Here is a 20,434-nt window from a genome sequence, read left to right on the forward strand (position 1 = left end):
TTCCTTTCTGAAATGTCAGGCCCAGTCGCGGCAGACATATTTGACGTCCATGAAGGCGGCCATCCCGAGACGGGCGCCCTCGCGGCCGAGACCGGATTGTTTCATGCCGCCGAAGGGGATCGGCGCGCCGGTGATCTTGGTGCGGTTGACGGCCACCATACCATATTGCAGCGCCCGGCTGGCGCGATAGATCCGCCTCGGGTCCTGCGTGTGCAGATAGGCGATCAGCCCGTACTCGCTGGCATTGGCGCGGGCAAGCGCCTCGTCCTCGCTGTCGAAGGCTGCGATCGCCGCCACCGGGCCGAAGGTCTCCTCGTGCATGATCAGGGCATCCGCGGGCACATCCATCAGCACGGTCGGCTCGAAGAACAGCTTGCCGGCCTTGTGCCGCTTGCCGCCGCAGAGGAGTTTCGCGCCCTTCGCCATCGCGTCGGCGACATGCTCCTCCTGCTTGGCCACCGCCTTCTCGTTCATCAGCGGGCCGATGTCCGGATCGGTCATGCCCTCGCCGACGCTGAGTGCGGCGGCCCGCTCGGCAAAGCGGCGGCAGAATTCGTCGTAGACCGGACGCTCGACCAGGAACCGGTTGGCGCCGAGGCAATCCTGGCCGGAGGTGGCGAATTTCGCCTTCATTCCCTCGGCGATCGCAAGCTCCATGTCGGCGTCGGCAAACAGCATGAACGGCGCGTGGCCGCCCAGTTCCATCACCACCCGCTTGACGGTTTTCGCCGCCTGCGCGCCGAGCATGCGGCCGATCTCGGTCGAACCGGTGAACGACACCGCGCGGACGCGGACATCGTCCATCCAGGCTCCGACGAGCTTCGGCGCCATGCCGGTGACGACGTTGAACACGCCGGCGGGAAAGCCGGCGCGGTCGGCCAGCTCGGCCAGCGCCAGCGCCGAGAACGGCGTCTCGTGCGAGGGGTGGATCACCACCGTGCAGCCGGCGGCCAGCGCCGCGGCGGCCTTGCGGGTGATCATCGCGCAGGGGAAGTTCCACGGCGTGACCAGCGCCGCCACGCCCACCGGCTCCATCCAGACCTCGACTTCGGCGTCGGGCAGGTGCGAGGTGACGCTCTCGATATTGGGTCGCTTGGCCTCCTCGGAGTAGAACTCGACGAAGGAGGCGGCGTAACCGATCTCGCCGCGCGATTCCGAAATCGGCTTGCCCTGCTCCAGCGTCATGATGCGCGCCAGGTCCTCGGCGTGGGCGACGATCAGCTCGAACCAGCGGCGGAGCACCGCGGCGCGCTCCTGCGGCAGGAGCCCGGCCCAGGCCGGAAAGGCGGCATCGGCGGCGTCCACCGCCTGCCGGGCTTCCTCGGCGGACAGCGAGGCAACATGGCCGACGAGGCCGGCATCGGCGGGGTTGGTCACGGCGAAGCGCTCGCCGCTCGCGGCCCCCGTCCAGCGGCCGCCGACATAGGCGAACTCGCGGAACAGCCTGAGATCGCTGAGCGCGAACGGGGAATCGTCTCTGAGTTTCGGGGCTGCGGACATGTCTTGCCTCCAATCCGGGAATGCCCTGAGACTAGCGCGACCCTGGCAGATGCATCGACTGAACCGGCCCCGCGTTGCAGAGGAATCCTCTTTCCTCGCCACGGCAGGCAGGTCATTCGTCTTCGCCGGGAACCAGCAGTGCGTCGAACGGCGGCATGCCGCCTGATTTCACCGTCTTGGTCACCACATAGGTGAAGTAGCGCGCCATCGCGAGCCCCCCCTCGAGCAGCCCGTCGATCAGCCGTTGGTAGCTGTCGATGTCGCGCGTGGTCACCTGGAGCAGATAGTCGAAGCCGCCGCCCAGCGCCCAGCAGCCGGTGATCTCCGCGCAGTCCCCGATCATGCGTTCGAAGATCTGGAAATCCTCGGCGCGGTGCCGTTCGAGCTCGACCGTGACGAACAGCGAGACATGCGTCGCCACCAGCTTGAGCTCGACATCGGCGTGGTAGCCGGAAATGACACCCGCCTTTTCCAGCCGCTTCAGCCGCTCCCAGCACGGGGTCGGGCTGAGATTGATCTTCTCGGCCAGCGCCGCCTTGGAGATGCGGCCGTCCTCCGAGAGGATCTTCAGGATGGCGATGTCGCGGGGATCGAGCTTCAGCATGGCCGGCATCTGCTGGCGCACCAGGCTGCGTCGGCCGACCGGGGCGTCATGTCCGCACCGCGGTGCCCATGCCGGCGGCCCTGCACTGCGCATAGGCGACCGTGGCGATCGCCGTGTCCTGCGCCCCGGTGCCGGTGAGGTCGCAAAGCGTGATGTCGCCGTCGGTCTTGCGCGCGACGACCGAGCCATCGACCACCGCACCCAGTTCCGGCGGCGCGCCGCGCGTCCAGGTGCCCGCGGCGATGGCGCTGCGCAGCTCGCCCAGCGTCTCGCACTGGCTCACCCGGTCGCAGACATAGGCGTCGACCGCCGCCAGCACATGCGGATCGATCTCGTTCTTCCCCGACTGGTCGGAACCCATGGCGGTGATGTGCAGGCCCGGATGCAGCCAGTCGCCCATCAGGATCGGCGTCTTCGACGGCGTCGTGGTGATCACCAGCTGGCTCTGAGCCACCAACCGCGCCGGATCGCTCTCGGCCCGCGCCTCGATGCCGAGTGTGGCGGAGATGTCGGAAGCCGCCTGCTCCGCCGCTTCGCTGTTGCGGCCCCAGACCAGCACGCGCTCGAACGGCCGCACCAGATGCGCCGCCTCGATCTGCAGCCGTGCCTGCACGCCGGTGCCCATCACCCCCGCGGTGTGTACAACCGACGGCGCCATGTGCCGGGCGGCAACCGCGCCGGCAGCCGCCGTGCGGATGTCGGTGAGATAGCCATTGTCGAGGCAGACGGCGTCGACCAGCCCGGTGGTCGCCGAGAACAGGATCATCAGCCCGTTGAGACTGGGGATGCCGAGCTTCGGATTGTCGAAGAAGCCGGGGCTGACCTTGATGGCAAAGCCGTCGAAGCCCGGAATGTAGGCGGTCTTCACATCGACCTCGCCGTGGGCCTCAGGGATCGCCATCGACAGGATCGGCGGCATGATCACCTGGCCCCCGGCCAGCGCCGCAAAGGCGCGCTCGACCGTGTCGATGGTGGCGAGGTCGAGTTTCACCACCGCGCGCAGGTCCGCCTCGGTCAGGATGGTGATGTCACGCGCCATAGGTCGACCCCTTCACCAGCCGCTCGCCCAGCATCACGTCACGGCCGGAAATGATGTCGGTGAACACCGCCATGTCGACATTGCGGCCGGTGAGGATGGTGGCGATCGGTCCCGGCGGCCTACCGAGCTTGCCCGACTGCACGGCGGCAAGCCCGACGACGCTGGCGCCCTCGGCCACCATCCGGTCCTCGTAATAGAGCGTCTGCATGGCGCGGTAGATGTCCTCCTCGCTGACCAGCACCACATCGTCGAGCAGCGCCTGGCAGATCGGGAACGACAGCCGGTTTTCCATGCCGATGCCGCCGCCGAGCGAATCCGCCAGACTCGGCATTTCCTCGACCATCACCGGGTGACCGGCAAGGATCGACTGATGCATGGCGGCCCCGTTCTCCATGGTGATGCCGATCACCCGCACCTCGGGCTTGATCGCCTTGGCCGCCAGCGCCACGCCGGCCGCCAGACCGCCGCCCGACAGCGGCACCAGGATGGTGCCGAGATCCGGCCTGTCCTCCAGCAGTTCCAGCCCGATGGTCCCCTGCCCGGCGATCACGTAGGGATCGTCGAACGGCGAGATCTCGGTCAGCCCCTCCTCGCGGCAAAGCCTCTGGCTCTCCGCCAGCGCCTCGTCCTGGCTGCGGCCGATGATGCGGACTTCGGCGCCAAGCGCCCGGATGCCATCCACTTTGGCCTTCGGCACCAGTTCCGACATGCACACGACCGCGCGAAGGCCCTTCGCCTGCGCCGCAAAGGCCACGCCGCGCCCGTGATTGCCGGTCGAGCAGCAGGTCACGCCGGTGGCGTCGGGCGGAAGATTGGCAAGCGCGTTGACCGCGCCGCGCAGCTTGAAGGCGCCCACGGCCTGGGTGGTCTCGAGCTTCAGCAGGAAATCATCGCCGCACAGCTTCGACATGAACGGCGACGGCACCAGCGGCGTGCGCGTGGCGATGCCGGCGATGGCGTTTCGCGCGGCCAGCACGTCCGACAGCGACAGGCTCACATGGCCTCCGTGACCGCACGCAGGAACTGCTGCGTTCGCTCGCGCTGCGGATTGCCGAACAGCTCGTCCGGGGTCCCCTGTTCCTCGATCTGGCCGCGGTAGAACAGGCAGATCCGGTCGGAGATCTCGCGCGCGAAGCCCATCTGGTGGGTGACCATCAGCATGGTCAGATTGTGCTCGGAGACCAGTTTGCGGATCACATTGGTCACCTCGCCGATTACCTCCGGGTCGAGCGCCGAGGTCACCTCGTCGAACAGCAGCACCTTCGGCCGCATCGCCAGCGCCCGGGCGATCGCCACCCGCTGCTGCTGGCCGCCCGACAGCCGCGCCGGATGCTCGTCGACCTTCTCTTCCAGACCCACCAGCGCCAGCAGCTCCAGCCCGCGCTCGCGCGCTTCCTTCCTGGTGAGACCCAGCACATGCACGGGCGCCTCCATGCAGTTCTCGATCGCCGTCATGTGCGGGAACAGGTTGAAGTGCTGGAAGCACATGCCGATATTGGCGCGCATGCGCCGCATGTGTTTGGCATCGGCCGGCACCAGCACGCCGTTCTTCTCCATGTGCGTGAGCGGCTCGCCGTCGACATAGATGACGCCGCCATTGATCGTCTCGAGCGTCATCAGCATCCTGAGCACGGTGGTCTTGCCCGAGCCCGAGGGCCCGATGACGGTGACCATCTCGCCCTCGGCCACGTCGAGGTCGAGGGAATCGAGCACGACGAGGTCGCCGTAGCTCTTGGTGACATTCATGAAGCGGACCATCGGCTTGTCGGAGCCTTCGAGCCGCAGCGGATATTTCGACATGTCTTCGTTCATCAGTTCATCCCCAGTGACCGGCGCACCCGGCGTTCGAAGACGCGGATCAGCCAGGCGGTCGGCAGTGAAATGGCAAGGAAGATGACCCCGACCAGTGTGAAGGGCTCGAGGAAGCGGTAGCTCTCCGAGCCGATGGCATTGGCCGTGTGCATCAGTTCGGCCACCCCGATGACGCTGAGCATCGGCGTGTCCTTGAAGATGCCGACCAGATAGTTCCCCATGCCGGCGAGCGCGGTGGGCAGCGCCTGCGGGATGATCACCCGGAAATAGGTCCGCGCGGTGGACAGGTTGAGGGCGGTGGCCGCCTCCCACTGGCCGCGCGGCACCGCCTCGATGCCGCCGCGGTAGACCTCGGAGAGATAGGCGGCGTAATGCAGGCCGATCGCGGCCATGCCGGACACCCAGGGCGACAGCCGGATGCCGAATTGCGGCCCGACATAGAAGATGAAGAAGATCTGCAGCACCAGCGGCGTCGAGCGGATGAACTCGACCAGTTCGCGTACCACCATGGTCAGGATCCGCGACGGCGTGCGTTGCGCCAGAGCGAAGACCAGCCCCAGCACCATGGCAATGCCGTAGCCCAGAAGTGCGGCGATCAGCGTGTTGCCGGTGGCCCAGATCAGCCGCGGCAGGATCTCCCAGACGAAGTCCCAGCGCCAGTCAAACATCTCAGCCCCTCCCCAGCATGCGCAGCGAGCGGCGCTCGAGCCAGCGCATCGACGGCGTGATGCCGAAGCGGGCGACGATGTAGTAGATGATCAGCGCCGTGCCGAAGGACTGCGCCGACAGGAAGGTGGAGCCGTTGATCTGCTTGGCCTGGAACATCAGGTCCGCCACCGCGATCAGCGAGACCAGCGCCGTGCCCTTGAGCAGTTCGATGAACAGGTTTCCCCATGGCGGCAGCATGACCACGATCGCCTGCGGCAGGATGATGCGGATCATCCGCTTGGCGGGCGACATGTTGAGCGCCAGGGCCGCCTCCCACTGGCCGCGCGGCACCGACTTGATGGCGCCGCGAACCAGTTCGGCGCCATAGGCGCCCAGATTCATGCCCACGGTGATATAGCCGGCGGTGAATTTTTCCAGCGTGATGCCGAACAGCGGCAGCACGAAGAAGATCCAGTAGAGCTGCACCAGCAGCGATGTGCCGCGGAAGATCTCGATATAGGTGGTGGCAATGCCGCGCACGACCATGCTCGGCGACAGCTTCATCAGCGCCGCGGCAAAGGCGATGGCGACCGCAAGCAGGCCGGCCAGCACCGTCAGCGCGATTGTGATGAGCGTGCCGGTCATCAGCCTCGGACCATAGGTCGTCAGGAACTCGATATAGCTCATGCGAGCCTCCGCATCCGAAAAGATATGGCCGCCGTGACCGGCATGTCGGTCGCGGCCCGCAGGGCGGGCCGCAACTCAGTCTCTCCGCCTCGGCCGGCGGGCAAGGCCCGCCCCGAATGTGCGGGCGTCCGGCACCCGCAGGGCGCCCTAGCGGTTGGCGCAGACCCACTCGAGCTTGACGTCGCCCGGCAGCTGCGCCTCGCTGTAGCCGTATTCCTCGACCGCCTTCATCATCTCGGGTGAGCCCAGATACTTGGCCTGAGCCTCGTTGAACTTGGCCAGGAAATCCCGGTCTGCCTCGCGGAAGCCGATGCCGACCCAGTTCTTGGTCCATTCCGGCAGTGCGTTCGGATCGGTGACTTCGAGCGCACCATCGGATTCCTTGGCCAGGTTCTGCGCGGTGAAGAACGTCACGGCGCCGGCGTCGGCGCGACCGGCCTTGACCGCGGCGAGAATTTCCGTCGGTCCGGGAACCTGCATCACCTTGTCGTCCGGCACACCTTCCTTCTTGGCCGCCTCGACCGAGTTGTAGCCGGCGCCGGTAACAAGAATGCCGTCCTTGTCCTTGATGTCCTGGTAATTGGAAATCCCCTTCGGATTGCCCTTGGGAACGATGAAGGCGTCGCCCATTGTGCCCATCGGCTCGGAGAAGGCCATGTTCTCGCAGCGGCTCTTGAGAATGTTCATGCCGCCGGTGATGATGTCGAAGCGGTTGGCGTTGAGACCCGGGATCAGGCCGCCCCATTCGGTGACGACCGGCTCGACCTTGTCGATCCCCATCGTGCCGAGCACGCCCAGCACATACGCGTTGACGAAGCCCTTTGGCTCGCCGGATTCGCCCGGATAGGCGAATGGAATTTCGTTTGCGAAACCAAGGCGGACCGGTTCGCCGCTGGCAATCCGGTCACTCAGTTCCCCGGCCTGCGAGGCCGTCGCTGCGACGATGAAAGTCATCACCGCGGTGGCGAATAGTCCGGTTAGAAATCGGCTTTTCATTGTGCCCTCCTGGCTGGTTGCGTGCCTTTTTTGGTCACGTTATATACAACTCTTGCCGAACGTCAAAAAAAGTCAATCCTTAAATGGATTTTCTCGTTTCATTTCCGGTTTTTTCGTGCATGTTGTGCACAACGTGGAATGCTCGTTGTGCACAACGCCTAAAAATCACGCAGAAACCGCCCCTCATGGAGAGCCCTATGGCCGCACTGGATTTGCCGTTCTCACGCGCCGAATATGACCGACGGCTGGCCAAGGTCCGCGCCGCCATGAGCGAGCGCGGCATCGACGTTCTGTTTGTCGAGGACCCCTCCAACATGGCCTGGCTCACCGGCTATGACGGCTGGTCCTTCTACGTCCACCAGGGCGTGCTGGTGTTTCCCGACCAGGATCCGGTCTGGTGGGGCCGCCGCCAGGACGGCAACGGCGCCGTCCGCACCGTCTGGATGGATGGCGAGCGCATCCGGCCCTATGCCGACAACTACGTGCAGTCGGCGACCCGCCATCCGATGCAGCACCTGGCCGACATCATCAAGGAATCCGGCGGCGGCGCCCGCCGCATCGGCCTGGAGCTCGAGAACTACTATTTCTCCGCCAAGGCCTATCTGACCCTGCGCGAGGCGCTGCCGCACGCGGAACTGATCGACGCCACGGCGCTGGTCAACTGGCAGCGCGGCGTCAAGTCCGCCGAGGAGATCGCCTTCATGCGCCGGGCGGCACGGATTTCGGAGAAGATCGTCGACGGCATCGTCGAGCGCATCGAGCCCGGCATGGCCAAGAACGAGCTGGTCGCCAGCATACTCGGCGACGCGGTCCGCGGTGCCGACGGCCACTGGGGCGACTATGCGGCCATCGTGCCGCTGTTGCCGAGCGGCTCGGACGCCGCCGCACCGCACCTGACCTGGGACGGCCGCCCTTTCGTCAAGGGCGAGGGCACCTTCTTCGAGATCGCCGGCTGCTACCGCCGCTACCATGTCCCCTTCTGCCGCACCGTGTTCCTGGGCAAGCCCGGCGACGAGATCCTGCGCGCCGAGGCGGCCCTGGTCGAAGGGCTCGAAGCCGGCCTTGAGGCGGCGCGCCCGGGCAACCGCGCCTGCGACATCGCCAATGCGCTGGCAGCCCCCCTGGAGCGCGCCGGCATCGAGCGCGGCGCCCGCTGCGGCTACCCGATCGGCATTTCCTATCCGCCGGACTGGGGCGAGCGAACAATTTCGCTCCGCAGCGAGGACGAAACCGTGCTTGAGCCCGGCATGACCTTCCACTTCATGCCCGGCCTCTGGATGGACACCTGGGGCATGGAGATCACCGAGAGCATCCTCATCCGCGAGGACGGCGCCGCCGAATGCCTCTGCGACCGCCCGCGCAAGATGTTTGTCAAGGATTGACCAACCAGTGACCGACCCAGCAGCCATGAGCATGACAGACCGGACCGTCGCGATCCTGCGCGATCTGGTGGCCATCCCCACCGTCTCCATCGACAGCAATCTGGAGCTGATCACCTATGCCGCCGAACGGCTGACCGAATGCGGTGCGCGCATCATGATCATGCGCGACGAGACCGGGCAGAAGGCCAATCTGTTCGGCAGTCTCGGCCCCGAGGAGGACGGCGGCATCGTGCTTTCCGGCCACACCGACGTGGTGCCGGTGCTTGACCAGGACTGGATCGGCGACCCCTTCGAGATGCGCGAGGAGGACGGCCGGCTCTACGGCCGCGGCACCTGCGACATGAAGGGCTTCATTGCCGCGGCGCTGGCCATGGCGCCGGAATTCGCCCGCCGCGACCTCCGCCGTCCGGTGCATTTCGCCTTCACCTACGACGAGGAGACCGCCTGCTTCGGCGCCCGCCACCTGGTGCGCGAGCTCGAGACCAGCGGCTTCCGTCCCTCGGTGGCGATCATCGGCGAGCCGACGATGATGAAGGTGATCGAGGGCCACAAGGGCTGCTTCGAATACACCACCAGCTTCACCGGCCGGCCCGGCCACGGCTCGGCGCCCGACCGCGGCGTCAACGCGGTGGAATACGCCGTGCGCTACATCACCAGGATGATGGAACTCGGCGAGGCGATGAAGGCGCGCGCGCCGGCCGGCAGCCGTTACGACCCGCCCTGGACCACCCTGCAGGCCGGCCACATCCATGGCGGCGTCGCCCGCAACGTCATCCCGGGCCACTGCCATGTCGAATGGGAGATGCGTCCGGTCGCCAATGCCGACGCGCGCATGGTCAAGGCGGAGCTTGCCAGCTACTGCAGCGACGTGCTGCTGCCGGCCATGCACGCCATCGCCCCCGAAGCCGACATCGTCACCACCACCATCGGCGAGATCGCCGGGCTCGAGCCGGTGTCCGACAACGAAGCCCGGCGCATCGTCTTCGAACTCACCGGCGAGACCGAAGCCGACGTGGTGCCGTTCGGCACCGAGGCCGGCATCTTCCAGGAATTCGGCATGACCGTTGTCGTCTGCGGCCCGGGCTCGATCGACCAGGCCCACAAGCAGAACGAATATGTCGCCATCGAGCAGTTGCAACGCTGCCTCAACATGCTAACCGGATTGGCAGAGAAACTCGAGACACCGCGAGACAATGGCTCCCCGTAAACCCGCCCGCAGCAAGACCTCCCCGCCCGAGAGCGCCGCGCGCAAGCGCTTCGACGCGCTCTACGGGAAGCTGAGGTCGCGGATCTGCCTGCTCGACTACCCGCCGGGTTCGCGGCTGAGCGAGGAAGTGCTGGCGGCCGAGTTCGGCGTCAGCCGCACGCCGCTTCGGCGCGTGCTGGGCCGGCTCGAGGCGGAAGGCCTGCTGCGCTCCGAACATGGCGTCGGCACCATCGTCACCGATGTCGACATCGAGGAGATGGCCCAGGTCTATCATCTGCGCATGGAACTGGCCGAACTCATCGGCAAGCTCTCGCCGGTGCCGCCCTCGCCCGCCACCCTCGCCCTCTTCCGCCATCTGCGCGACCAGGCGCACGAACTGATCAAGGCGCCCGACCCGCGTGCATTCACCCGCATCAACGGCGAGTTCTGGGACGCGTTGCTGCTCCTGACCGACAACGAGCCGCTCAGGGAGATCTCGGAACGGCTCTATTACCAGACCACCCGCATCTGGCTCAAGTCGATCCCGCACATGGACCTCGCCGACGAAGTGGCCATCTTCGCCCGCGAGACCGCCGACATCCAGGCCGCCGTCGCCCTTGGCGACATCCGCTCGGTGGGCCTCATCCGCCGCGCCCACATTTCGATGAGCTTCCTGAGGCTGCGCCGGGCGACCGGTTGACCTGAGTCGGTGCGGCGGATTGCACAGACGCGGGTCAACCCGGCGCCGGCGCCGGCCTCTGGCGGCAGCTCTCCTGGCATCCGCACAGGCTCAGCCCTGAGCGGGCTTCCAGTCGGCGGGCGGGATGACATTGACCATCCAGGGGATGCCGAAGCGGTCGATCAGCGAGCCGAAGCCGGGCGACCAGAACGTCTCGCCGAACGGCATGACGGCGGTGCCGCCTTCGGCGAGCTCATCGAACCAGCGTTTTGCCTCGGCGCTGTCACCGGTGTGCAGGGTGACGTCGAAGCCGTTCTTGGGCCTGCCGATGTTGGGCGCCCATCCTGCGTCCATGTCGGCGCCCATCAGCGCCTGGTCGCCGACCTCGAGCCAGCAGTGCATCAGCCATGACTTGTACTTCTCGTCGCTGATCGGCATGTCGGGGGGCGCATCGCCATAGGCCATGGCGGCGGTGATCTTCCCGCCCAGCACCCTGGCGTAGAACTCGAATGCCTCGCGGCACTGGCCCTGGAAGCTCAGGCTGGTCACGATCTTCATGGTCGTCTCCTCTCGATGGGCGCCTGTCTTGCATGTCGCGCCGGTTGACTTGTCCGGATTTACGTTGATATCAACGTAAAGATGCCACGGATGTCAAGCCCGAGATGACCCTGCCCGCCGCCCCGGCCCCCGCCAACCATGACTACGCGACCACGCTTCTGGTGCGCGACACCTGCCTGTGCCTGCATGCGCAGCGGGCGGCGCGGGCGCTTGCCCGTCGCTTCGACGTGGCACTCAGGCCGGCCGGCATCACCAGTGGCCAGTTCTCGCTGCTCAATGCGCTCAACCGGCCCGAACCGCCGACCCTCGGCAGCGTCGCGGCGCTGCTGGCGATGGACCGCACAACGCTCACCGCCAATCTCAAGCCCCTGCATCGACTTGGCCTCGTCGACACCCTGGCCGATCCGGGCGACCGTCGCGTCCGGCTCATGCGGTTGACGCCGGCCGGCCGGTCGGTCCTGGCGGCGGCGGTGCCGATCTGGCGGAAATTGCACGCGGAGATCGAGACGACACTATCCGATCCCGAGCGCCTGCGATCGGATCTGAACGGACTCTCGGAGGCCGGCGGCCAGGGCGGCGGCGGCGGCTGACGCTCTTCACGGACCGGGCCGGCCGTGCTGGCCGCGACTGTCGACAAGGCATCGAAAGCCGTTTGCGCCCGTCGCCGAACGATCCGTCCGGCCCTGTCGGGATGCGCATCCCGAGCGACCGCGGAACGCACCACGCTGGAACGCCTGTGTGCGTCGCCAGGGCCTGCTCCCTGATTTATGTTGCCCGAAACCGCGCGGCGGTTTCGGGGTCACGACATGCAGAATTGCGAACAGCCAGGGCGCACAAAGAACCCTCTGTCTCTTTGAATCCAGGTCATCTTATCTCCGATCAGGCGATTCCGCCTGATCGCGGGATGCTCTAGAACCGCTTCGACCAGGTGCCCTGCAGGGCATGGGTCTGGGCACCGCTGCCGATCTGGCCCGCATAGGTGAGGTCGAGGCTGGTGCCGCCGCCGATGTCGAGCGCGAGTCCGCCGCCCAGCGTCAGCATGTCGCTTGCCACCGGCTCGCCCGAGATCTCGAACGCCAGTCCGCTGCCGAACCGCTGCACCGAGATCGGCGTTTCGGCGAAGGCATGCCGCCAGCCGAGCGAGCCGCTGGCGGTCAGCAGCATTCCGTCGGCGACCGTGACCTGCCGCTCCACCCCGAGCCCGAGCGATGCGAAGGTCGCCTCGCTGACATTGGCCGCACTGCTCAGCGCCGCCGCGCCGCCGGTTTCGGTGAAGGCGTCGGTGGCGTGGCGGACATAGGCGAGCCCGGCGAAGGGTGTCAGCGAGACGGCGCCGAGATCGAACCGGTGCGCGACTTCGGCGAAGGCCTGTGCCGTGCCCGACGCGTAATCGGCGCTGAGCGTGTCGGAGAAGCCCGTGAAATCGACCTGACGGGTCGTCGAAGTGTCATGCCGCGTGTAGCCGGCGCCGAAGGACACAAGCGTGTCGCCGAACTGGCGGCCGCCATAGGCGCCGAAGCCATAGTCGTCGCTGCTGGCCGAGGAATCGAGCGCGCCGATCTCCATCTCCGAGGTGCCGCCCTGCAGCAGCAGCCCCAGCCGCCAGACCCCGGCCATGCCGTCGAGGCCGATCACCATGCCGCCGTTGAGCGTCTCGGCGCCGGCAGTCTGGCTGCCCGCCTCGACGAGGCTGCGGGCGCCGTAGATCCGGCCCCACACGGCGTTGCTGCCGGGCTGCGCATCCGCCTCGGTTTCGCCGAAGGCCGCAAAGGCCTTGTCGATCCGGTTGGAGGCCATCCGGCCGATCATCGCGGCGCTCTCCACCGCGGCGCTTGCATGCGAGGCATGCACTTCGCCCGAAAGCTGGTCGAAGGCGGACTGCGCCTCCGCCTCGGTCAGCCACAGCACGGCGTCATAGACCGCATCGCCGGCGGCGAGCGCCTCGACGGCGGTGCCGGTCGAAATCTGGTTGCCGGTCACCCCGGTGGTGGAGAAGCCGATATCGTTGCGCTGGACGGCGACGGAGACGGAGCCGGACCCGTAGGACAGCTGCGGCGCCAGGAACGCCAGGTCCGTGGTCACGGCGTCGAAGCTGCCGCTGAAGCTGCCGGCGGTGATGAAGGTGAACGGGCCGCTGCCGTGCGCCGCGCCGCTGTTGGAGATCCGCACCGTGCCCCCGAGCGTCGCCAGGCCCGCGACCGCGACCTGGTCGGAATTGCCGTCGGAATCAAGCCCGACATCAAGAAAGGAGCCGCTTTCGAAGCTGGCGCTGGCGACGCTGAGCACCTGCACGCCGCGGCCCTTCATGTCGATGGTGCTGCTGTTGGACAGCGCGGTGATGCCGGAGAGATCGCCCGACAATCTCAGCGTCCCGCTGTTGGAGAACGCGCCGATGATCTCGTTCTCGGCCACCACCCGGCCCGCATTGCTGAAATCGCCGGTCCACAGGCCGAGCGTGGCGATGGTGCCGCTGTTGGCGAGCACATTGCCGCTCCAGCTGCTGTCGGCGGCGTTGAGTATGCTGCCGGCATTGGTCGTCACGTCGCCGATCCAGGTCGACCCGCCGGTCGGGCCGTTGGCGTCGCTGCCGGCGATGTTGATGATCAGGCCGGTATTGGCCTCCACAGCGCCGTTCCAGGTGCCGCCCGCATTGTGCAGGGTGCCGGCATTGCCCAGCACCCCGCCGGTCCAGATGCCGCCATTCCAGACCGTGCTGGCGTTGCTTTGCACGTCGCCGGTCCAGACCGCCGACTTGCCGTTGTCTATGCGGCCAGCATTGGTGATGACGTCGCCTTCCCAGATGCCGCCGCCGCCATTGAAGATCCAGTTGGTGTTGCTGTAGATGTCGCCAAACCAGTAGCCGAAGTCGCTTTCGTCGGCGATGTTGTCGTTGATGATGTGACCGGCATTGCTGAGGATATCGCCCTGCCAGGTGCCGCCGGCATTGGCGATGCGGCCGGGCCTGCCATTGGGGTCAAGCGGGCCATTGCTGACGATATCGCCGACCCAGGTCGCGTCATCGTTGTTGAAGATCCAGCCATTGTTGGTGAGCACATCGCCCTCCCAGCGCAGGTTGTTGTGGATGTCGTGGGTATTGCTGGCGAGGTTGGCCACATAGAGCGCGTTGTTCTCGAACCAGCCGGCATTGTCGAGGTCGTCATACACCGTGCCGTCGTTGACCAGGGTGCCGAAGTTGGCGATGTTCTGCGGAATGCGGATGCGCAGTGTGGCGCCGCTCGCCACATAGACCGTCGCGCCAACCCCGATATAGGCCGACTGGAACGACGCCTCTTCCGGCTCGCCATTGCCGATGTTGAGCACGCCGCCATTGACCAGCAGCGCCCCGAGCTCGATGTCGCCGCCCAGCGTCAGAGTGCCGAGACCGGTCTTGTCCAGAATCCCGCCGTCGCCGGTCATGATGCCGTCGAACACGACACTGACGCCCGCCGCCGTATTGAACCGCAGCGTCGCGCTGTCGGCGACGGTAACTGTGGCCTCGCCCGGCAGCGCCGCATCGCGCACTTCCAGCACGCCGCCATTGATGGCCACGCTGCCGCTGAAATCATTGGCGGAGTTGGCGAGAACCACCGTCGACGTGCCACTCTTCACCAGGTCTCCGGCGCCCGAGAGCTTTGCCCCGATCGTCGCCGTGCCGCCGTCGAAGCCGAGATTGAACGCGCTCGACGCCGTGATCGTCCCGCTCCAGCTGGCCGAGGCGCCGCTGAGGCTGTAGGTCGCCACGTCGATCGTCCCGCTGGCGCTGCCGCCGACGTGGTTGTAGGCGAGCGTCGTCACGTCGCCGGTCATCGTCCCGCCCGATTGCGTGTAGCTGTCGATCCCGGTGATCGTCCCGTCCATCGTGCCGCCGCTCTGCGTCATCGTGGCGCCCGCGCCGCCGGCGAGCAGCGCTGTCGAGGCGATGCTGCCGGTGTCGGACAGGGAAAACAGGGTGGAGAAATCCACGTCGCCCGAGAGCGTACCGCCGGACAGCGCAAAACTCGCCGCGGCGACGTCGCCGCTCATCGTGCCGCCCGATTGAGTGTAGGTCTTCGCGCCCGCAACGCTGCCGTTCATGGTGCCGGCGCTCTGCGTCATGGCCGCATCACCGCTGCCGGTGAGTTCGGCCGCCGAACTTATCTCGCCGGTGCCCGACAGCGAAAACAGGGTGGAGAAATCCGCGTCGCCCGAAAGGGTTCCGGCCGAAAGCGTGTAGCTGGCGGCGGTGGTGGCACCAGTCATCGTCCCGCCCGACTGCGTGTAGCTGGCGATGCCGGTGACGGTGCCCGCCATCGTACCGGCGCTCTGCGTGATGGTCGAACCGCTGCCGCCGGTCAATTGCGCCGTCGAGGTGACGCCGCCGGTGCCGGAGAGCGCGAGCAGGGTCGAGAAATTCGCGTCACCCGAAAGGGTTCCGGCCGAAAGCGTGTAGCTGGCGGCGGTGGTGGCGCCACTCATCGTCCCGCCCGACTGGGCGTAGCTGGCGATGCCGGTGACGGTGCCCGCCATCGTGCCGCCGCTCTGAGTCATGGTTGAACCGCTGCCACCGGTCAGCTGCGACGTCGAGGTGACGCCGCCGGTGCCGGAGAGCGCGAGCAAGGTCGAGAAAGTCGCGTCACCCGAAAGGATTCCGGCCGAAAGCGTGTAGCTGGCGGCGGTGGTGGCGCCACTCATCGTCCCGCCCGACTGGGCGTAGCTGGCGATGCCGGTGACGGTGCCCGCCATCGTGCCGCCGCTCTGCGTCATGACTGCCTCGCCGTTGCCGGTGAGCTCCGCCGCCGCCGTGACGTCGGCGCTGCCGGACAAGGCAAACAGGGTCGAGAAGTTCGCGTCACCCGAAAGGGTTCCGGCCGAAAGCGTGTAGCTGGCGGCGGTGGTGGCGCCACTCATCGTCCCGCCCGACTGCGTGTAGCTGGTGACGCCGGTGACGGTTCCCGCCATCGTGCCGCCGCTCTGCGTCATGACTGCCTCGCCGTTGCCGGTGAGCTCCGCCGCCGCCGTGACATCGCCGCTGCCGGACAAGGCAAACAGGGTCGAGAAGTTCGCGTCACCCGAAAGGGTTCCGGCCGAGAGCGTGTAGCTGGCGGCAGTGGTGGCGCCACTCATCGTCCCGCCGGTCTGCGTGTAGCTGGCGATGCCCGATAGCGTGCTGTCCATGCTGCCGCCGGTCTGAGTCAGCCGGGTGCTTGATGTCATGACGCCATCGCCGGACAGGGCAAAGAGGGTCGAGAAGGTGACGTCGCCGGACAGCACGCCGCCCAGGAGTTCGTAGCTGCCGGTCGAAACCGTGCCGCTCATCGTCCCGCCCGACTGCGCATAGGTCGCTGCCCCGGTGACGGTGCCTCCCATGGTGCCTGCGGACTGTGTCATCGTCGAGCCGCTGCCGCCGGTCAGCGTCGCCGTGGAGGCGACATCGCCCGTGCCGCTGAGCGCAAACAGCGTCGAGAAATTCACCTGGCCGCCGACCGTGCCTCCGGAGAGATCGTAGGTGCCGGTGCCGACCTTGCCGACGATGACGTTGGGCTTGCCATCCTGCGCCCCGCCCATCGTTCCATCGGTCTGGGTGTAGCTGCTGACACCGCTGACGGTGCCCTTCATGCTGCCGGCCGATTGCGTCATGGTCGAACCCGCTCCGCCGGTCAGCACGGCCGAGCCATTGACCTGCCCTGCGCTGTTGGCGTCGATCGACCCCAGCGTGAACGCGCCGGAGAAGTTGACCGTCTTCGACACCGTTCCGGCCGACAGCGTATAGTCGCCGGTCGAAACCGAGCCGTTCATCGTCCCTGCTGTCTGGGTATAGCTGGCAACGCCGGTGACGGAGCCCCCCATTTTGCCAGGACCGCTCTGCGTCATCACCGAGCCCGCGCCGCCGATGATCTTCGCGCCCGTATCGACCTGGCCGTCGACCATGTCATAGAGCTCCGAGAAGCTGATGACGGCCGCGGAACCGACCCGTTCCTGCTGAACATAGGTGGCGATGCCGCTGACATTGCCGTTCATCTTCCCGCCGGTCTGCGTCACCGTCGAGCCGCTGGCCCCGATCAATGTGCCCGTCACGATCACATCTGACGGGTCTCCGGAAAGCTCGAAGCTTGAGAATCCCGCGACCTTGCCGGTCAGCGTTCCGCCGGACAGGGTGTAGGTCGTGGCCGTGACATCACCGCCCATGGCGCCGCCCGACTGCGTATAGCTGGCGATGCCCGATAGCGTGCTGTCCATGCTGCCGCCGGTCTGGGTCAGCTGGGTGCTTGATGTCACCACGCTATCGCCGGACAGGGCAAAGAGGGTCGAGAAGGTGACGTCGCCGGACAGCACGCCGCCCAGGAGTTCATAGCTGCCGGTCGTGACCTTGCCGCCCATGGTTCCGCCCGACTGGGTGTAGCCGGTGACGCCGCTGACGGTGCCGTCCATCGCGCCGCCGCTCTGCGCCACGGTGGCGCTGCCATCACCGATGAGCTGGCCGGTCGAGGTGACGCTGCCGGTTCCCGACAGCGCGGCGCTGGTCCCGAAATTGGCCGTGCCCGACAGCGTGCCGCCCGAGAGCGCATAGGTCTGCGCAGTGGTTTCGCCGCCCATGGTGCCGCCCGACTGGGTATAGCCGGTGACGCCGGTCACGGTGCCGTCCATCGCGCCGCCGGTCTGCGCCACGGTGGCGCTGCCATCGCCGATGAGCTTGCCGGTCGAGGTGACGCTGCCGGTCCCCGACAGCGTGGCGCTGGTCCCGAAATTGGCCGTTCCCGACAGCGTGCCGCCCGCGAGCGCATAGGTCTGCGCAGTGGCTTCGCCGCCCATGGTGCCGCCCGACTGGGTGTAGTCAGCGGCATCGACCTTGCCGTCCATCGTACCGTCCGACTGGGTGTAGCCGGTGATGCCGTTGACATGCCCGCTCATCGTGCCGCCCGACTGCGCCATCTGCGCAGTGGTGTCGCCCGACAGAGTCCCTTCGGCCAGAACCTCACCACTTCCCGAGAGCGTAAACAGGTCCGTGAAATCCACGTGGCCGGTGCCGGAAATGCTGCCGCCCGACAGCGCATAGTCCTCGGTCGCGACGTAGTTGGTCATCGCCCCACCGGACTGGGTATAACCGGTGATGTCGGAGACCACGCCGCCCATGGTTCCGCCGGACTGCGTCGCGACCGCAGCGCCATAGCCCCAGATGTAGTGATCGCCGACAGTGGCATCGCCCGACAAAGCGAACAGCTCCGAGAACCTCACCATTCCGTCCACGCTGCCACCCGACACGTCGTAGGTGCGCGCATAGACCTCGGCGTTCATGGTCCCGCCGGTCTGGGTGTATTTTGCAATCGTGTAGTCATCGGTATCGAGGGACCAGACGGCACCACCCATGCTGCCGCCGGACTGCGTCATGGTCGCATCGATGTCACCGACGATGTCGACATATTCAATCCGCCCGTCCGACAGCTCGAAATGATCGGTGAAATCGACAGTGCCCGTGATGGTCCCGCCGGACATCGTATAGGTCGCGATGCCGCTCACGCCGCCCGCCATCGTCCCGCCCGACTGCGTCATGAGGGCGTCGCCATCGCCGATGAGGGAGTAGCCTTCACCGACCACGGCATCGCCGGACATCGCGAACAGGTCCGAAAAAACGACGCTGCCGCTGACGGTACCGCCCGAGGCCTCGTAGGTCTCGGTGGTGACCTGGCCGGTCATGTCGCCGCCGGTCTGGGTATATTTGGCGATGGTCTCGGATTCGGTCTCCGAATAGACATGGCCGCCCATGGTGCCGCCCGACTGCGTCATGGTTGCATCGGCACCGCCGATCAGATTCGCCAGGCCTATCGTCGCGTCGCCCGACAATTCGTACTCCGTGGCAAATCTGACAGTCGCCCTCCAGTCGTTTTCCTCGGTGATGTCGTTGATGGTGCCTCCCGATTGCACAAAGGCGTCTGTGACGACTTCGGTCGCCTGGAGAATGGTGCCCCCGGTCATGGTGTAGGTCTCGATGCCGCTGACCCAGGCGCCCATGGTCCCGCCCGACTGCGTCATGGCCGCGTCGCCATCGCCAATGAGATAGATGTCGCCGAGACTGGCGTCACCGGACAGCGCGAACAGCTCGGAAAAACCGACATTGCTGTGGACCACGATGGTGCCACCCGAGGCCTCGTAGGTCCCCGTGGTGACCGTGCCGGTCATCTCGCCGCCAGTCTGGACATATTTCGAAATGCCGGCGCCGTCTTCGAACTGCACGGTGCCACCCATGGTGCCGCCGCTCTGCTCGAAGACTGCCCCGCTGTCCCCGACCAGCTGCGCTCCCCAGACGACGGTGCCGTCGCCCGACAGGTCAAAAGTCTCCGTGTATCCGATCTGGCCCTGGATGGTGCCGCCGGTCTGCGCGTAGCTGGTGAGGCCACTGGCACTTCCGTCCATTGTACCGCCGGTCTGCAGCATGGTGGCGTTGCCGTCGCCGGCCACCGTGCCGCTCACCAGCGCTCCGTCGGCCATGGTGAACTCGGTGCCGAGCGTGACGGTGCCCGCCATATGGGTCGCCGCCACGCCTTCTGCCCCGGAAATGGCGTAGGTCGAGGCCGTGACCAGACCCACCATCGCGCCACCGGTCTGCACGTAGGACGGCGTATGGATCTGCACCGGATTGAGCACTTCTCCCCCCGACTGGATGACCGTGCCGGCATCGCCCAGCTCGATCAGCCCGAATCGCTCGACCGTGCCGCCGCTGATGGTGAGCAGCGTCGAAATGTTGGCGATGCCCTGCGGGCCGGAATTGTTCGGGGCCGCCGGATTGCCCTGGCTGAGCGCCAGCCGGCCGCCAGTCACCTCGACGGTGTCGGCGTTGAGCTCGGCGTTCCGGTTGATCCACAGAGTGCCGCTCTCGATATTGACCGTTTCGACTGTGACATCGGTGTAGAGACCGGAATTGCCGGTTGCGATGGTGACGGTGTCACCTTGCGCAGGCACGGTGCCCCCGCTCCAGTTACCCCCGTCTTCCCAGCGCATCTCGACCGTGCTGGAGTTGATCCAGCTCACGTCATCCGCCGCCGCCGCGCCCGCTCCGGCAAGCAGCGCCGCGCCGGCGACGCCGAGCCGCATCAGCGAGCGGTGCCGCTCCACCCCGGCATTCCGGCAGGAGGAAGTCGCGCCGTGGCGAAGAAGCGCCACGCGTACGGACAAGGTGGGGGCCATGCAGACAGTCTCCCCTCCCGGAAGCCACGGAAGGTTTCAGTGAGGGCGGGGAATCAGGCAACGTCAACCAAGCGTTAACACGCGCCCTCTCGGCCGCCAATCCTGTGTTTTTTCAGCGTAATTTTCATCGGACTGTGAGCACCCCGTTTGCGGAGGGCAGCCATCGCGCTCTGGCCGGATCGCG

General features: G+C 66.7%; 14 protein-coding genes. 4 read left to right on the forward strand and 10 right to left on the reverse strand.

The window, feature by feature from the left end; translation table 11 throughout:
• Positions 1 to 15 precede the first annotated feature (15 nt).
• The 8 genes from DFR52_RS06310 to ehuB form a co-directional block, all read right to left on the reverse strand.
• Positions 16 to 1,500 carry an NAD-dependent succinate-semialdehyde dehydrogenase gene (locus DFR52_RS06310; RefSeq protein WP_110030992.1) on the reverse strand — a complete coding sequence of 495 codons (1,485 nt, stop codon included), beginning with the start codon at positions 1,498 to 1,500 and terminating at the stop codon, positions 16 to 18.
• A 112-nt stretch (positions 1,501 to 1,612) separates the two neighbouring features.
• The gene (locus tag DFR52_RS06315; protein WP_245415199.1) at positions 1,613 to 2,104 is read right to left on the reverse strand and encodes an Lrp/AsnC family transcriptional regulator; all 492 of its coding nucleotides are present in this window, start codon (positions 2,102 to 2,104) and stop codon (positions 1,613 to 1,615) included.
• 46 nt (positions 2,105 to 2,150) lie between these two features.
• Complete coding sequence (locus DFR52_RS06320) at positions 2,151 to 3,143, reverse strand: cyclodeaminase (RefSeq protein ID WP_110030993.1); 993 nt, start codon at positions 3,141 to 3,143, stop codon at positions 2,151 to 2,153.
• On the reverse strand, positions 3,133 to 4,140 hold the full coding sequence (gene eutB / locus DFR52_RS06325) for a hydroxyectoine utilization dehydratase EutB (protein ID WP_110030994.1): 1,008 nt from the start codon (positions 4,138 to 4,140) through the stop codon (positions 3,133 to 3,135). Before eutB ends, DFR52_RS06320 begins: the two co-directional genes overlap by 11 nt.
• Positions 4,137 to 4,955 (reverse strand): ectoine/hydroxyectoine ABC transporter ATP-binding protein EhuA, encoded by an 819-nt coding sequence (gene ehuA / locus DFR52_RS06330; protein WP_110030995.1) that lies wholly within the window; start codon positions 4,953 to 4,955, stop codon positions 4,137 to 4,139. The genes eutB and ehuA overlap by 4 nt, the downstream gene beginning before the upstream one ends.
• Complete coding sequence (gene ehuD, locus DFR52_RS06335) at positions 4,955 to 5,623, reverse strand: ectoine/hydroxyectoine ABC transporter permease subunit EhuD (RefSeq protein ID WP_110030996.1); 669 nt, start codon at positions 5,621 to 5,623, stop codon at positions 4,955 to 4,957. The genes ehuA and ehuD overlap by 1 nt, the downstream gene beginning before the upstream one ends.
• A gap of 1 nt (position 5,624) precedes the next feature.
• Positions 5,625 to 6,290: an ectoine/hydroxyectoine ABC transporter permease subunit EhuC gene (ehuC, locus tag DFR52_RS06340; RefSeq protein WP_110030997.1), complete on the reverse strand. Its 666-nt coding sequence runs from the start codon at positions 6,288 to 6,290 to the stop codon at positions 5,625 to 5,627.
• Positions 6,291 to 6,437: 147 nt separating this feature from the next.
• Positions 6,438 to 7,286, reverse strand: a complete 849-nt coding sequence (gene ehuB / locus DFR52_RS06345) for an ectoine/hydroxyectoine ABC transporter substrate-binding protein EhuB (RefSeq protein ID WP_110030998.1) — start codon at positions 7,284 to 7,286, stop codon at positions 6,438 to 6,440.
• Between the two features lie 197 nt (positions 7,287 to 7,483).
• On the opposite strand from ehuB, the gene DFR52_RS06350 reads away from it, so the two are divergent.
• From DFR52_RS06350 to DFR52_RS06360, 3 genes are read left to right on the forward strand one after another with little or no spacing between them, the layout of a single operon-like run.
• Positions 7,484 to 8,668 carry a M24 family metallopeptidase gene (locus tag DFR52_RS06350; protein WP_110030999.1) on the forward strand — a complete coding sequence of 395 codons (1,185 nt, stop codon included), beginning with the start codon at positions 7,484 to 7,486 and terminating at the stop codon, positions 8,666 to 8,668.
• A 31-nt stretch (positions 8,669 to 8,699) separates the two neighbouring features.
• The gene (gene argE, locus DFR52_RS06355) at positions 8,700 to 9,875 is read left to right on the forward strand and encodes an acetylornithine deacetylase (protein ID WP_110031166.1); all 1,176 of its coding nucleotides are present in this window, start codon (positions 8,700 to 8,702) and stop codon (positions 9,873 to 9,875) included.
• On the forward strand, positions 9,862 to 10,554 hold the full coding sequence (locus DFR52_RS06360; RefSeq protein ID WP_110031000.1) for a GntR family transcriptional regulator: 693 nt from the start codon (positions 9,862 to 9,864) through the stop codon (positions 10,552 to 10,554). Before argE ends, DFR52_RS06360 begins: the two co-directional genes overlap by 14 nt.
• A 90-nt stretch (positions 10,555 to 10,644) precedes the next feature.
• Here DFR52_RS06360 and DFR52_RS06365 read toward each other — a convergent pair whose 3' ends face one another.
• On the reverse strand, positions 10,645 to 11,091 hold the full coding sequence (locus tag DFR52_RS06365) for a VOC family protein (protein ID WP_110031001.1): 447 nt from the start codon (positions 11,089 to 11,091) through the stop codon (positions 10,645 to 10,647).
• Between the two features lie 104 nt (positions 11,092 to 11,195).
• Here DFR52_RS06365 and DFR52_RS06370 point away from each other — a divergent pair, with 104 nt between their 5' ends.
• Complete coding sequence (locus DFR52_RS06370; protein ID WP_110031002.1) at positions 11,196 to 11,681, forward strand: MarR family winged helix-turn-helix transcriptional regulator; 486 nt, start codon at positions 11,196 to 11,198, stop codon at positions 11,679 to 11,681.
• 319 nt (positions 11,682 to 12,000) lie between these two features.
• Here the strand turns inward: DFR52_RS06370 and DFR52_RS06375 are convergent, their stop codons facing one another.
• Positions 12,001 to 20,250, reverse strand: a complete 8,250-nt coding sequence (locus DFR52_RS06375; RefSeq protein WP_110031003.1) for a G8 domain-containing protein — start codon at positions 20,248 to 20,250, stop codon at positions 12,001 to 12,003.
• Between the last annotated feature and the right edge of the window lie 184 nt (positions 20,251 to 20,434).

This window comes from Hoeflea marina, from assembly GCF_003182275.1.
GTDB lineage: Bacteria > Pseudomonadota > Alphaproteobacteria > Rhizobiales > Rhizobiaceae > Hoeflea > Hoeflea marina.

Bases quoted from the DNA above. Each gene is read 5' to 3' on its own strand.
- DFR52_RS06310 (WP_110030992.1), bottom strand. From the start codon at position 1,500: ATGTCCGCAGCCCCGAAACTCAGAGACGATTCCCCGTTCGCGCTCAGC.
- DFR52_RS06315 (WP_245415199.1), bottom strand. From the start codon at position 2,104: ATGCTGAAGCTCGATCCCCGCGACATCGCCATCCTGAAGATCCTCTCG.
- DFR52_RS06320 (WP_110030993.1), bottom strand. From the start codon at position 3,143: ATGGCGCGTGACATCACCATCCTGACCGAGGCGGACCTGCGCGCGGTG.
- ehuA (WP_110030995.1), bottom strand. From the start codon at position 4,955: ATGAACGAAGACATGTCGAAATATCCGCTGCGGCTCGAAGGCTCCGAC.
- ehuD (WP_110030996.1), bottom strand. From the start codon at position 5,623: ATGTTTGACTGGCGCTGGGACTTCGTCTGGGAGATCCTGCCGCGGCTG.
- ehuC (WP_110030997.1), bottom strand. From the start codon at position 6,290: ATGAGCTATATCGAGTTCCTGACGACCTATGGTCCGAGGCTGATGACC.
- ehuB (WP_110030998.1), bottom strand. From the start codon at position 7,286: ATGAAAAGCCGATTTCTAACCGGACTATTCGCCACCGCGGTGATGACT.
- DFR52_RS06350 (WP_110030999.1), top strand. From the start codon at position 7,484: ATGGCCGCACTGGATTTGCCGTTCTCACGCGCCGAATATGACCGACGG.
- argE (WP_110031166.1), top strand. From the start codon at position 8,700: ATGACAGACCGGACCGTCGCGATCCTGCGCGATCTGGTGGCCATCCCC.
- DFR52_RS06360 (WP_110031000.1), top strand. From the start codon at position 9,862: ATGGCTCCCCGTAAACCCGCCCGCAGCAAGACCTCCCCGCCCGAGAGC.
- DFR52_RS06365 (WP_110031001.1), bottom strand. From the start codon at position 11,091: ATGAAGATCGTGACCAGCCTGAGCTTCCAGGGCCAGTGCCGCGAGGCA.
- DFR52_RS06370 (WP_110031002.1), top strand. From the start codon at position 11,196: ATGACCCTGCCCGCCGCCCCGGCCCCCGCCAACCATGACTACGCGACC.
- DFR52_RS06375 (WP_110031003.1), bottom strand. From the start codon at position 20,250: ATGGCCCCCACCTTGTCCGTACGCGTGGCGCTTCTTCGCCACGGCGCG.